The organism is Thiobacillus sp. (assembly GCF_024708915.1).
Genome location: NZ_JANJXQ010000188.1, coordinates 1 through 12,525 on the forward strand (window position 1 = coordinate 1; position 12,525 = coordinate 12,525).

Annotated in this window: 19 protein-coding genes; 11 read left to right on the forward strand and 8 right to left on the reverse strand. The window is 63.5% G+C overall.

The annotated features are described in order from the left end of the window. From Q0L94_RS12895 to Q0L94_RS12910, 4 genes are all read left to right on the forward strand, one after another. The coding region (locus Q0L94_RS12895; RefSeq protein ID WP_366799477.1) for a hypothetical protein at window positions 1-413 on the forward strand (413 nt) is incomplete at its 5' end. Then, window positions 382-1,575, forward strand: a complete 1,194-nt coding sequence (locus Q0L94_RS12900; RefSeq protein ID WP_296753818.1) for a hypothetical protein — start codon at window positions 382-384, stop codon at window positions 1,573-1,575. The genes Q0L94_RS12895 and Q0L94_RS12900, both read left to right, overlap by 32 nt. Window positions 1,576-1,577: 2 nt before the next feature. Further along, window positions 1,578-4,313: an EAL domain-containing protein gene (locus tag Q0L94_RS12905; protein ID WP_296753819.1), complete on the forward strand. Its 2,736-nt coding sequence runs from the start codon at window positions 1,578-1,580 to the stop codon at window positions 4,311-4,313. 56 nt (window positions 4,314-4,369) lie between these two features. Next, window positions 4,370-4,693, forward strand: a complete 324-nt coding sequence (locus Q0L94_RS12910; protein WP_296753820.1) for a TusE/DsrC/DsvC family sulfur relay protein — start codon at window positions 4,370-4,372, stop codon at window positions 4,691-4,693. A gap of 139 nt (window positions 4,694-4,832) precedes the next feature. On the opposite strand, the gene Q0L94_RS12915 is transcribed toward Q0L94_RS12910, so the two are convergent. The 7 genes from Q0L94_RS12915 to Q0L94_RS12945 form a co-directional block, all read right to left on the reverse strand. Then, the gene (locus Q0L94_RS12915; RefSeq protein ID WP_296753822.1) at window positions 4,833-5,105 is read right to left on the reverse strand and encodes a CopK family periplasmic copper-binding protein; all 273 of its coding nucleotides are present in this window, start codon (window positions 5,103-5,105) and stop codon (window positions 4,833-4,835) included. Between the two features lie 148 nt (window positions 5,106-5,253). Then, entirely contained in the window at window positions 5,254-5,379 is a 126-nt protein-coding gene (locus Q0L94_RS12920; protein ID WP_296753823.1) for a hypothetical protein, read from the reverse strand. Further along, window positions 5,361-5,483 (reverse strand): hypothetical protein, encoded by a 123-nt coding sequence (locus Q0L94_RS12925; RefSeq protein ID WP_296753825.1) that lies wholly within the window; start codon window positions 5,481-5,483, stop codon window positions 5,361-5,363. The genes Q0L94_RS12920 and Q0L94_RS12925 overlap by 19 nt, the downstream gene beginning before the upstream one ends. A gap of 40 nt (window positions 5,484-5,523) precedes the next feature. Beyond that, window positions 5,524-6,009, reverse strand: a complete 486-nt coding sequence (locus tag Q0L94_RS12930; protein WP_296753826.1) for a hypothetical protein — start codon at window positions 6,007-6,009, stop codon at window positions 5,524-5,526. Window positions 6,010-6,041: 32 nt separating this feature from the next. After that, window positions 6,042-6,182 (reverse strand): copper-binding protein, encoded by a 141-nt coding sequence (locus Q0L94_RS12935; RefSeq protein ID WP_296753828.1) that lies wholly within the window; start codon window positions 6,180-6,182, stop codon window positions 6,042-6,044. A 206-nt stretch (window positions 6,183-6,388) separates the two neighbouring features. Beyond that, a complete protein-coding gene (locus Q0L94_RS12940) occupies window positions 6,389-6,826 on the reverse strand; it encodes a DUF411 domain-containing protein (protein ID WP_296753829.1) in 438 nt (145 codons plus the stop codon). A gap of 303 nt (window positions 6,827-7,129) precedes the next feature. Next, window positions 7,130-7,318: a plastocyanin/azurin family copper-binding protein gene (locus Q0L94_RS12945; RefSeq protein WP_296753831.1), complete on the reverse strand. Its 189-nt coding sequence runs from the start codon at window positions 7,316-7,318 to the stop codon at window positions 7,130-7,132. A gap of 13 nt (window positions 7,319-7,331) precedes the next feature. Here Q0L94_RS12945 and Q0L94_RS12950 point away from each other — a divergent pair, with 13 nt between their 5' ends. Both Q0L94_RS12950 and Q0L94_RS12955 read left to right on the forward strand, forming a co-directional pair. Further along, entirely contained in the window at window positions 7,332-7,595 is a 264-nt protein-coding gene (locus Q0L94_RS12950) for a hypothetical protein (RefSeq protein ID WP_296753833.1), read from the forward strand. Then, window positions 7,595-7,924 carry an ATP-binding protein gene (locus Q0L94_RS12955; RefSeq protein WP_296753835.1) on the forward strand — a complete coding sequence of 110 codons (330 nt, stop codon included), beginning with the start codon at window positions 7,595-7,597 and terminating at the stop codon, window positions 7,922-7,924. Before Q0L94_RS12950 ends, Q0L94_RS12955 begins: the two co-directional genes overlap by 1 nt. A 213-nt stretch (window positions 7,925-8,137) precedes the next feature. Here the strand turns inward: Q0L94_RS12955 and Q0L94_RS12960 are convergent, their stop codons facing one another. Continuing rightward, the gene (locus tag Q0L94_RS12960) at window positions 8,138-8,884 is read right to left on the reverse strand and encodes a ribonuclease I (RefSeq protein ID WP_296753837.1); all 747 of its coding nucleotides are present in this window, start codon (window positions 8,882-8,884) and stop codon (window positions 8,138-8,140) included. Between the two features lie 104 nt (window positions 8,885-8,988). Between Q0L94_RS12960 and Q0L94_RS12965 the strand changes: the two genes are divergently transcribed. From Q0L94_RS12965 to Q0L94_RS12985, 5 genes are all read left to right on the forward strand, one after another. Continuing rightward, the gene (locus Q0L94_RS12965; RefSeq protein ID WP_296753839.1) at window positions 8,989-9,909 is read left to right on the forward strand and encodes a branched-chain amino acid transaminase; all 921 of its coding nucleotides are present in this window, start codon (window positions 8,989-8,991) and stop codon (window positions 9,907-9,909) included. A 12-nt stretch (window positions 9,910-9,921) separates the two neighbouring features. Then, window positions 9,922-10,125: a zinc-finger domain-containing protein gene (locus Q0L94_RS12970; protein WP_296753841.1), complete on the forward strand. Its 204-nt coding sequence runs from the start codon at window positions 9,922-9,924 to the stop codon at window positions 10,123-10,125. A gap of 46 nt (window positions 10,126-10,171) precedes the next feature. After that, window positions 10,172-10,603 carry a nuclear transport factor 2 family protein gene (locus tag Q0L94_RS12975; protein WP_296753842.1) on the forward strand — a complete coding sequence of 144 codons (432 nt, stop codon included), beginning with the start codon at window positions 10,172-10,174 and terminating at the stop codon, window positions 10,601-10,603. A 13-nt stretch (window positions 10,604-10,616) separates the two neighbouring features. Next, on the forward strand, window positions 10,617-11,603 hold the full coding sequence (locus Q0L94_RS12980; protein ID WP_366799478.1) for an alpha/beta fold hydrolase: 987 nt from the start codon (window positions 10,617-10,619) through the stop codon (window positions 11,601-11,603). Window positions 11,604-11,634: 31 nt separating this feature from the next. Further along, the coding region (locus Q0L94_RS12985; protein ID WP_296753843.1) for a phosphomannomutase/phosphoglucomutase at window positions 11,635-12,525 on the forward strand (891 nt) is incomplete at its 3' end.

A 12,525-nucleotide genomic window follows, 5' to 3' on the forward strand; every position in this document is an offset into this window, starting at 1 on the left:
ATTTTCTTTTCTGGCGGCTTTTGGCATTGACCATTCTGCTCAGCCCGCTTGCCGCAGCGGCCGGAATCATCGTCCATCCCGGCGTCGAAGGCCGCAGCATCAGCACCGCCAGCCTGCGCAACATCTACACCTTGCGCCAGACGCTATGGCCCAATCGCCAGCCCATCGTGATTTTCGTCTTGCCGGATGACCATCCGGTGCATGAGGCCTTTGCCAAGGAAAAGCTCGGCCTCTATCCCTATCGACTGCGCCAGACCTGGGACCGCCTGAGTTTCAGCGGCATGGCCAGCGCCCCTATCGAAGTAAAAGACGAAAACGAAATGCAGGCTCGCGTGCGTGCCACGCCCGGCGCAATCGGATACACAAGCAAGGACACAGGCCATGACGGCATCAAGATTCTCCGGCTGGAATAAGCTGCTGCTGAGCGGATTGCTGACGGCATCGTCTGTCTCGGCGGACCACCTGGCCGATCCCCGCTACCACATCCAGGGATTTGCAGCGCAAGGTCTGATCGGCAGCACCAACAACCAATTCTTTGGCGATAGCCGGGATGCGGTCAGCACCGATTTCACCGAAGCCGGCCTCCACGGATCCTGGCAGCCGCTCGATGCTCTGCGCCTGTCGGGCCAGATGCTGTATCGCCGGGCGGGCGAAAGCGACCGGGATGGCGTGCGTCTGGATTACGTCCAGGCCGACTGGCAGTTTTATCAAACCGAAGTCACCCGGCTCGGTCTCAAGCTCGGCAAGGTCAAACTCCCTTACGGCCTGTATAACGAGACGCGCGACGTGCCTTTCACCCGCCCCGGCATCCTGCTGCCGCAGTCGGTCTACGTCGACAACAGCCGCGATCTGCTGCTCGCCGCGCCCGGCGTGTTTCTACACGGTGCCAGCGTGCAGAAATACGGTGCGTCCGACTTTATGCTGGGCTGGGTGCGTCCCGATTTCGACAGCGAATCCGTGGATTACAGCTTCCTCGGCAACGTGCGGCCCGGCAAGCTGAAAGGCAAAGGCACCCTCGGTGCCCGGCTGCGCTGGGACGTCCCGAGCGACACCACCCTGATGCTGACCTACGCCGACGCCAAGGCCGATTACGCCCCGGGCAGCGTCGACGCCCTGACAGCAGGCACCCTGCGCTTCCGTAATCTGCTGGCAACCGTGCAGCAGCGGTTCGACACCGTGACGCTGACCGCCGAGTACGGCGAACCGCGGCTCGACTTGCGCGGCTTCGGCGCGCTGCCCGATACCCATCGGGCAATCCAGGCAGCCTACCTCCAGGGCGAGTGGCGTTTCCGTCCGGCGTGGGAATTGATGCTGCGCCATGACCTCTTCTATCGCGACAAGGGCGACAAAAACGGCCGCCGGTTTCAGGCCGCCACCGGCCTGCCGGCGCACGGCATGTTCGCCCGCGACTGGACGCTGGGGCTGCGCTGGGATGCCACCCCCAGCCTGATGCTGCGCGCGGAATATCACCACGTAGACGGCACCGGCTGGCTGCCGGGTCCGGATAATCCCGATTTCCTCAGCCGCGAACAGCGCTGGAATATGTGGCTGTTGCAGGCGGCCTACCGTTTCTAGCCATGTGCCTCCCCGCTTTTCTCAGCCTGAAGTGGAAACTGCTGCTGCCACTCACCCTGGCCATGGCGATCGGCACGATGGCGCTCACCTGGACCAACGACACCAACCTGCGCCGCGAGGTGCAGCAGACGCGGCTCGACAGCGCGGCGCGCAACGAGGCGCTGCTGCGCTTCCTGATCCGGCAGAACGAGCGCCAGCTGGTGGACGCAGGCGCGGCGATGGCCGATTTTCTGGTGGCCAGCCGCAACAGTCCGGTCGACAGGGAATCCGGCTTCGTGCTGCAGGCTTATTGGGAACAGCTGAGCCTCAACCATGGCTTTGAAAGCCTGCGGCTGTACGACGCCGGGCAGCATTTGTTGACCGGCTTCGGCGACATGCCCACACCCGACGCCTTGATGGATTCCCAATTGACGTCCGTACTGGCCACCGAGCGCCCCGCCAGCGGACTGTATTGTGCCGGGCGTTGCCTGTTCTACGGCATGGCGCCGGTGCTGCGCGGCGGCATCACCACGGGCGTGGTGGTGGTGACAATGGATCTGTCGAGCCTGCTGAGCGCATTTGTCCAGAGCAGCGGACGCGATCTGGCCGTCGCCGTCGACCGTCAACGCGCGCCCCAACTGCTCGCCACCACCACCCCGGACATCAAGGCCATGGTAAGGCAGGCGGATTTCGCACCGTATCCGCAGCGCCCGCAACTCGAATCCGCCTTGAGCCACAGCGGCAGCAAAGTATACGAATGGCAGAAACTGCAACCGCTTGCCGCCGTGCCCGGTGCCCCTTATTTCATCGCGCGCAAGGACGTGACCGACGCGGAGCGCACGATTGAACAAGCGTTTTTGACCAATCTGGTTACCGGCCTGACGGTCTTCCTGTTCGCCGAAGGTGTGCTGCTGGTTTCACTGGCCTGGTTCATGCAGCGGATGAACCGCGTCAGCACCGGCCTGCCGCTGCTCGGCGAAGGCCGCTGGCACGACGCCCGTCGGCACCTGCAATTTCAGGACCAGTTGCCGCGCGACGAACTCACCGCGCTGGAGCATGCCGCGCTCGCCCTCGCCAGCCAGCTCGAATCGCTCGACACGGCCTCACGCAAACAGCAAAACGACCTGGCCGAACTGGTCGACACCCTGTCGCACGAGCGGGACTTCAGTTCGGGCTTGCTGGACACGGCACAGGCGCTGATCCTGACGCAGGATCGGCATGGGGCGATCCGCATGGCCAACCGCTATGTCGAAACGCTCACCGGCCTCAGCGCAAACCAATTGATCGGGCAGGATTATTTCGAGCAGATGATCGCCCAGCAGGAGCGCCGCGACTGGCGCGCGCGCCTGCTGGCGCATTTTGGCAGCGAGCTCGCGCCGCTGCGGTTTGAAGCGCTCCTTGCCACCCCCGGCGGGCTGCGCAACATTGCCTGGGTGCATTCGCTGATCGGCCAGGAAAACGGCAACGAGCCGCTGATGCTGTCGGTAGGGCTGGACATGACCGAACTCAAGAGCGCGCAGGCACGCGCCAGTTATCTGTCCGACTACGACACGCTGACCGGCCTGTACAACCGTCAGGGCTTTCACCGGCGGCTGGTCCATGCGCTGGCCGAGCCGGCAAGCGGTTCGCTGCTGCTGATCGACCTCGACGATTTCAAGGCGATCAACGATCTGGCCGGCCACAGCGCCGGCGATATGGTGATCCAGCATATGGCCAAGCGCCTGCGCGAACTCCAGCCAGCTCCCAAACTGGCCGCCCGGCTGGGGGGCGACGAGTTCGCCCTGTTCTTCGAGCCGCTGCCGGACGCGCAACTGCTGCAGACTGCGCGCCTGCTGTGCAAGGGCGACCGCGACCGCCACATCGCCACCGCCTGCGTCGGCATCGCGATGACCCAGCCCGGCAGCAGCACGGAAAGCCTGCTTGGCCACGCCGATCTGGCGCTCTCGCAGGCGCGCGCCAAAGGCCGCTCCAACTGGCACGTGTACAACCCGGCCGACGGCACCCGCGAAAGCCTGCTCGACCGCACCGAGCAACTCGCCCTCATCACCGACGCCCTGCACGACAATCGGCTGGCGCTTTTCCTGCAGCCCGTGATGGCGATCCAGGCCGCGCAAACCACGCACTACGAGGCGCTGCTGCGGGTGCGCATGCCCGACGGCCGGATTCTGCCGCCCGCCCCGCTGATCGCCGCAGCGGAAGCCTCCGGCCTCATCCGCGACATCGACCAGTGGGTACTGCAGCATGCCGTCGCGCTGATTGCCGGCCGGCCGGGCCTGCGGCTGGCGGTCAACCTGTCTGCGCGCAGCCTGGACAACCCGGAATTGCCCGCGCTGCTGCAGGAAATGCTGCAGCAACAGGGCGTCAAGCCGCAACAGCTGATCCTGGAGATCACCGAAACGGCGGCCCTCAACCAGTTGACGCACGCCGAAATCCTGCTCACCGGCATCCGCACGCTAGGCTGCAAGCTGGCGCTGGACGATTTCGGCGTCGGCTTTTCCACCTTCCAGTACCTGAAGCACCTGCCGGTGGATTTCGTCAAGATCGACGGTTCCTTTATCCGCACGCTGGATCACAGCGAAGACGACCGGCTGTTCGTGAAAGCCCTGGTCGACGCGATACACGGTTACGGCAAGCTGGCGGTGGCGGAATACGTCGAGAACCAGGCCATTCTTCAGTGGGTGACGGAACTTGGCGTGGATTATGCCCAGGGCTACCACTTCGGCAGGCCGCAGGAGGTCGACACGGTGCTCGCTGGCTGATTGCAGATGCGGTGCTATACCTAACTACAGGAGCGTTCCCGTAACAGGAGGTTGGCATGAACACGCAAGCCAATGCGTCCGGTCCCGCCATTTTCGACCCCGACGGTTTTCTGATCGACCCGGCCATGTGGAGCGAGAGCCTGGCCGACCGCATTGCCCAGACCGACGGCCTGAGCAATCTCAGTGAATTGCAACTGGATCTGCTGCACACCTTGCGGCACGAATTTGCCAAGCATGGCAGCGTAACCGCACTCAGCCATATCTGCCATCTCAGCGGGCAAAGCCCGGACTGCATGCAACACCTGTTCTCCAACCCGCGCGAGGCCTGGCGGCTGGCCGGGCTCCCCAACCCGGGCGAGGAAGCCAAGACCTATCTTTAAAGTAGGCGGCCCGCACGCACGACACTACCCGCCGCCGCGTGCTCGTCCACCGTCATTCCGCATACCGGGTCGGTCGCCATAGTGTTTTACCTTTGGCTGTTCCGGGAATGAGGCCGGGAAGTCCCGGCCTGCTCATCCCTTACTGTTTCGGATTCAGCGTCCCCTTTTCGTAGAGCCGCTTCCAGATGGCGTTGTTCTTCATCATGTAGCGGGCGCCATCCGCAGCCTCCATGACCTCGCCTTCCTTCATCAACACCACGCGTCCCTTCTGGTCCATATGGCGCATCTTGCCGTCGGTCTGGATGATCAGCGTGGTGCCATCATTGAGCTTGACCGTTTCCTGGTCCTTTGCCGCAAGAGCAGGCAGCGAAGCCGCCAGCGCGAAGAATGCGATCAATAGTTTGCGTAACATGGTGTACTCCTTTCGTGGTGGATCGATGCCTGTGCCATTTCTTTCAGCTTCGCCGTGCGCACGGGCAGAGCACGGCGGAAAGTCAAATGGCATCGATGCAGCGAGCGTAATGGCAAAAAGCTATCGATCATTGTTCGGTGCCGCTTCATCAATCGCCGGACTTGCCGAACAGGTACTTGATCAGCGCGGCGAGCGCGAGGATGAGTACGATCCAGAACAGGATTCCCATCCAGCCGAACCCCATGCCCCAGCCGCTCATGCCGTCATGCCACATTTTTCCACCTCCATGTCATAGTCGAAGTGCACATCACGAAAAGCGCGACGCACCAAGGTGGCAACCAGCAGCGCCAAGGTAGTGAATGCAATAGCAGTTTTCATGATGTGTCCATTCTCTTCAGTTAAGTAAACGCGACGGCCATCACTTGACCGGATTCTCAGGGCCGCCCTGGGACTTGCCCATATTCGTCTGCATCATCATCTGCATCATGTCCATGCGCTTTTCCATCATCTCCATGCGCCTGGTCATCATGTCGTCGCCGCCCGACGCACCCATGCCGCCCTTGCCTCCCATCATGCCCATGCCGCCGCCCATCATTCCGTCCTTCATCATCGGGCAGTCCATCATTCCGCCGGTCATGCTTTTTCCTGCCATCATGTTTTCCTGCATGGTCTGCATATGCTCCTGCATCAGTTTCTGGCGCTGAGCCGGGTCCTTGGACTTGGCCATCTGTTCCAACTGACTTTGCATTCGCTTGGTATTGGCCTGCATCTTCTGGATCGTCTTGTCGGCGGCGGGCGTTGCTGCGCCAGCCTTTTGATCGGGGTGGTGCGCCTCAACCGCGAGCACAGGCTGCATGGCCAGAGCGGACAGCATCAGGGTGGCAAATAGTGCATGGCGTTTCATGGTTAACTCCTTTGCGTGGGGAAAATGAAAAATTAAGGATTGACGAGTTCGAGCGTGGTCACAGTGAATGCGCCATTCACCCTGCCAGCGAGGAAACGAATGTTGTCGCCGGGTTTAAGCTGTTCGAGCCAAGCGGTATCCTGGACCCGAAAAACCATGGTCATGGCGGGCATGCCCAGATTCTCCAGAGGACCGTGTTTGATGGTGGCTTGCCCTGGGCCTTGTCCACTTTCTTCACCACGCCTTCGCTGAGCACGGCAGCGTGGTCCGTAGAGCCCGCATGGCTCGCGTGTTCCGTCTCAGCCCAGGCAGGCAGTCCGAGGGCCAAACTCAGGCCAAGGACCTAATTTACTCAAAACAGACCTTATATACATGCCTTTCAATATTGGGCGTAAGTCCGGGTAGACCCATTCCGGTTCACGAGAAAAACTTTGTAGGGATCCTTACGGCCATCGGCTTCCATGCCAGGCGAACCGATCGGCATGGCCGGCACCACTAACCCGCGGACTCGGGGCTTTTCCTTGAGCAGGTGCTTGATTTCCCTGGCTGGGACGTGGCCTTCGATCACATACCCATTGACCTCTGCGGTATGGCAGGCGCCGTAGCCGGGTGGCACGCCGAGGCGAGCTTTGTGTTGCGCCACATTGTCGATGTCGTAACTTCTGACGCCAAAGCCATTGGCCTTGAGGTGGTCGATCCACTTGTTGCAGCACCCGCAAGTCGGATTCTTGTAGACATCAATCACCGGGGTTGCCGGAGCAGCCCAAGACGCTTGGACAAGACTGCCGATGAGAAGAGTGGCAACGGCGTTTTTCATACGAGGGCTTTATTCACGATTGGGATCAGTATGGAATGGGGTTCGCCACCCCAGCCTGACAGATGGATTACATTTGTGTCATCTTCGGCCAGTAATTTGGCGCCCCATGGCGCGGCAGTGTTCGTTCGAACACAAACCTGGCGATACCGACTGCCTGACAACGCGGAAAACCAGCTGCAGCCTTGTCGACCTGGAGCCTTGAAGCAGTGGTCGGGTTAAGGCCGCCCCCTCCGGATTGCCCCCCGATGTTCAGGACTGCTATCCGGCCCATCAGTGGGCGATATCGCCGGACGCTTCAAGCCATCACTCGACCATCACCTTGCCCACCATACCGGCCTCCATATGGCCGGGCACCAGACAGGCAAAGTCCACTGTCCCAGGCTTGTCGAACCGCCAGACGATGCCGCCGCGCTGGCTGGGCTTGAGCGTGATCATGTTCGGCTCGGTATGCTGCATGTCGGGCATCTTGCGCATCATTTCGACGTGTCTCATGACACAGACTCAAGTGGCGCTTTCCGGCGCACGCAGCAAGGACGAATACAAAGAAGTTCTCTACTCCTGCCTGGAGGAATACGAACGCATGGCCCAGATGGTTGGCGACATGCTCTATCTTGCCCAGGCCGACAACCGCCTGCTCAAACCGGGACAGGAGAAAGTCGATCTGGCTCATGAAATACAGGATTTGTTTGATTACTTCGTGGCCTGGCGGAAGAGCGCGGTGTTTCGCTCGCCCAGACGGGATCTGCCAGCGTCCCCGGCGACCGGCTGATGTTGCGGCGCGCGCTCAGCAACCTCATATCGAACGCCATCCGGCACACCCACCAAGGCCATACCGTGCAGGTATCCCTGGCCACGCACGGGGATAAAGCCATCGTTTTGGTCGAGAATCCGGGCATGGAAATTCCGGTCGAGCACCTTCCCAGACTGTTCGACCGGTTCTACCGCGTTGACCCATCACGACAATGCAAAGGGGATGGTGCCGGACTGGGGCTTGCCATCGTCAAATCCATCGTTGACGCGCATGCTGGCTCGATCACTGTGACGTCTACAAACCTGGTGACACGGTTCCAACTCACCTTGCCCACTTTGGCGAAATGATTTTCGCAATAGTCCGCAGCGCTGCGTCAATTTGTCTTTAAGGCAACACGGCAGTCTGCCCCTTTCCCCCATTCCGGTGTCTGCCTGCTGTCCGAAGGCAGCGTGCGCGCGTCCTGCAATTGCGACGCCACCTGCATCGTGCGGGCGGATGACTTCCCCGGGTCCGCGCGCGTCGACGCGCCCCGATCCCGGCGCACCCGCCAAGCGGCCGCGCTAATCCAGCGGCGTATCGATATAGGCCCTGCCCGCCGGACAGCCGGAGTTGTAATGCTTGTGCCCTGCCCGGGCAAAGGCCAGCGGGCGCCCGGGCCCGCCGCTGGCCGGATTGCGCTCGAAATAGACGCGCACCTCGCTCAGCATCGGGCGGCGCTTGGCGGGCGTCGGCGTACGCGGGGTGCGGCAGTCGAAAGTGACGGCGTCTTTCAGCGCCGGGTCGGCCCTGGCCAGCGACTCGCGCAAATCTGCCAGACTGATTTCACGGCCCATGTGGCGTGCGATTTCGCCGCCGATCGCCCGATTGACGCGTTCGGTCAGCGCAGCCGAGGCGGCGAAATAGTCCGCCTCGCGCAGCCCCGAGCAGCTGCCGTGCTTGGCCCACTGGTAGCGGTCCAGGCAATCCGCCGCGGCCGGCATCGCCCGCCCCAGCCGCGCACGCGTCTCCGCCGGCAGCGGCACTGCCGGCAGCCGGCAAAACGGGCCCGCCGCCTCCCCGCCGCAATACATCGGGTGTGCACGGTTGGCGCGGTTCGGCCACAGTCCGTGCAGCGTCAGCGGCATCGCCTTGAAGCCTGCCGCCGACAGGTTCCGGCATTGCGCAAACCCTTTCTTGCGCTGCGGCTCGTCCTCGCAAAACGCAGGGGCCACGCTCAAGGCCAGCAGGTAATAGTCGAAACGCGCAGGCTCGGCGCAGCTTGCCAGCGGCAGCAACGCCAGCGCGCTGGCCATCCATTTCCATTGCATGTCGGTCTCCCCGGATGGCCGCATCGTGCCATAAGACCGCGGCCTCGCGGCGCCCGGAATCCGGTAAAATCCCGACTTTCCATTCGTTCAAGAAAGTCACCACCATGTCCATGGCCGACCGCGACGGCGTCATCTGGTACGACGGCAAGCTCGTCCCCTGGCGCGACGCCACCACCCACGTCCTCACCCACACCCTGCACTACGGCATGGGCGTCTTCGAGGGGGTGCGCGCCTACAAGGCCGAGCAGGGCACGGCGATTTTCCGCCTGCAGGAGCATACCGACCGGCTGTTCCGTTCCGCCCACATCCTCGGCATGAAGCTGCCGTTCGACAAGGCCGCGATTTCCGAAGCCCAGCGCAGCGTGGTGCGCGAGAACAAGCTCGAATCCGGCTACCTGCGGCCGATGGCGTTCTTCGGCTCGGAGGCGATGGGGATTTCGGCGAAGAACCTGTCGGTGCACGTCATCGTCGCCGCCTGGCCGTGGGGCGCCTACATGGGCGACGACGCGATCAAGAACGGCATCCGGGTGAAGACCAGCTCGTTCTCGCGCCATCACGTCAACATCACCATGTGCAAGGCCAAGGCCAACGGCAACTACATGAATTCGATCCTCGCGCACAAGGAAGCCGAGATGGACGGCTACCAGGAAGCGCTGCTGCTCGACGTCGACGGCTTCGTCGCCGAAGGCTCCGGCGAGAATTTCTTCATGATCCGCAACGGCAAGCTCTACACGCCCGATCTCACCGCGGCGCTGGAAGGCATCACGCGCGACACCATCGTGCAGCTCGCCGGCGAGATCGGCCTTACGGTGGTCGAAAAGCGCATCACGCGCGACGAAGTCTACTGCGCCGACGAAGCCTTCTTCACCGGCACCGCCGCCGAGGTGACGCCGATCCGCGAGCTCGACAACCGGACCATCGGCGCAGGTACGCGTGGCCCCATCACCGCAAAATTGCAGGCGATGTATTTCGACTGCGTGCATGGCCGCGCCGCTGCCCACACCGGCTGGCTCACTCCGGTCTGAAACGGCATCGGCATGAGCGAGCGTCACGACAACACCCAGCGCGTCATCGAAGTCACCGAAACCGACCTGCCCCTGCATTGCCCGATGCCGCAGCACGCCGACTGGAATGCCCACCCGCGCGTCTATCTTCCGATCGAATCGCGCGGCGATGCGCTGTGCCCCTACTGCGGCACACTCTATCGCCTGAAGGGCAAACCCAGCGGCGGTCATCGCTAGTCTCCATCGTCCCCTGCTGGGGGCGATGAGGCCTGATTCGAGAACCATGTCCGAACCCACCTTCCCCACGCCCGAAGCCGCCGAAGCCGCGTTCTACGCCGCCTTCGAGACCCGCTCTCTCGACGCCATGATGGCAGTCTGGTCCGGCAGCGACGGCATCGCCTGCATCCACCCCCTGGCTGCCCCGCTGAACGGCCGCGCCGCCGTAGCGGCAGGCTGGCGCAGCATGTTCGAGGCCGCCGGCCAGTTCCGCGTGCACGCGGAACTGGCCCATGAAATGCGCGAAGCCGGCGAGGTCATCCGCGTCGTGCGCGAATACCTCACCATCGGCCAGGAAGCCGAACCGCGCCCGCCGATTCTGGCCACCAATATTTACCGCAAGGAAGCCGACGGCTGGCGCATGGTGCTGCACCACGCCTCGCCGCTCCAGGTGGGCGGCACGCCGCCGTCACGCACGCCGCCCGCGGTCCTGCATTAACGGCAGCGGCGCCTTGGCCACCACGCCTTCGCCAGAAAACATGCCCTATCGCGCCCCGGTCTGGCTGCCCGGCGGGCATCTGCAAACCATCTACAGCAGCCTGTTCCTCCGCGTTGCGCCGGTCGCCTGCCGGCGCGAGCGGCTGGAATTGGCGGACGGCGATTTCCTCGATTTCGACTGGGTCGACGGCCATGCCGGCAGCCCCGTCGTGGTGTTGTTCCATGGCCTGGAAGGCAGTGCCGACAGCCACTACGCGCGCGGCCTCATGGCCCGCGTGCGGGCGCGCGGCTGGCATGGCGCGGTCGCGCATTTCCGCGGCTGTTCGGGCGAGGACAACCGGCTGCCGCGCGCCTATTTCGCCGGCGACAGCACAGACATCGGATGCATCCTGCGCCACGTCAAATCGCGCCACGCCGATGCGCCGGTTTACGCGGCCGGCGTCTCGCTCGGCGGCAATGCGCTGCTGAAATGGCTGGGCGAACAAGGCGCGGCGGCGCATCTGCTGGTCGAGCGCGCCGCCGCCGTCTCCGCGCCGCTCGATCTTGCCGCGGCCGGCCGCAGCCTCGACCGCGGCTTCAACCGCCGCGTCTACACCGCGCGCTTTCTCGTCACCCTGAAAGCCAAGGCCCTGCGCAAGGCCGCGCGCTTTCCCGGCCTGCTCGATTCGCAAGCGATTGCCGCCGCCGCCACCTTCCGCGAATTCGACACCCTGGTCACCGCGCAGCTGCACGGATTCCGCGACGCCGACGACTACTGGCTCAAGGTATCGTCCAAGCCGCTGCTGAAATCGGTCAGCGTTCCCACCCTTGTCATCAATGCCAGAAACGACCCCTTTCTGCCGGCCTCGGCATTGCCTGCCCCTGCCGACGTCGCGCCATCGATCGCGCTCGAGCAGCCCGGCGCCGGCGGCCATGTCGCGTTTCCGTCTGGCCCTTTTCCCGGCAATCTGGACTGGTTGCCGCGGCGGCTGATGCAGCATTTCGACATCCGGCGCAGGTAGAATCGACGCATTGCCATTCAGGGAGCGCGTTGTGGAATACCCCAAGGAAATTTTCAAGGCCTACGACATCCGCGGCATCGTCGGCAAAACCTTCACCGCCGAGATCGTCGAAGCCATCGGTCACGCCATCGGCTCCGAAGCGGTGGCGCGGGGGCAGCGCGAAATCTGCATCGGCCGCGACGGCCGCCTGTCCGGCCCCGACCTCGCCGCTGCGCTGGCGCGCGGCATCCGCCGCGCCGGCATCGGCGTGGTCGATCTCGGCATGGTCGCCACGCCGATGACCTATTTCGCCGCGTACCAGTTGAAGACGGACAGCGCGGTGATGGTCACCGGCAGCCACAACCCGCCCGACTACAACGGCCTGAAAATGGTGCTCGGCGGCGAGACGCTTTCCGGCGAGGCGATCCAGAAGCTGCGCGAGCGGCTGGTGAACAACGATCTCACGCACGGCGACGGCGGCTACCGCCAGTACGACATCGCCGGCGAATATCTCGCCCGCATCGTCTCCGACGTCAAGCTCGCGCGCCCGATGAAAATCATCGTCGACTGCGGCAACGGCGTGCCCGGCGCCTTCGCCCCCAGGCTCTACCGCGACATGGGCTGCCAGGTGGAAGAGCTGTTCTGCGAAGTCGACGGCAACTTCCCCAACCATCACCCCGATCCCTCGCAGCCGAAAAACCTGCAGGACCTGATCGCCGCGCTGAAAACCAGCGACGCCGAAATCGGCCTGGCCTTCGACGGCGACGGCGACCGTCTCGGCGTGGTCACCAAGGACGGCACCATCATCTTCCCCGACCGCCAGCTGATGCTGTTCGCCGACGACGTGCTCTCGCGCAACCCCGGCGCCGAGATCATTTTCGACGTGAAGTCGACGCGCAAGCTGTTCGGCTGGATCCGCGAACGCGGCGGCCGCCCGCTCTTG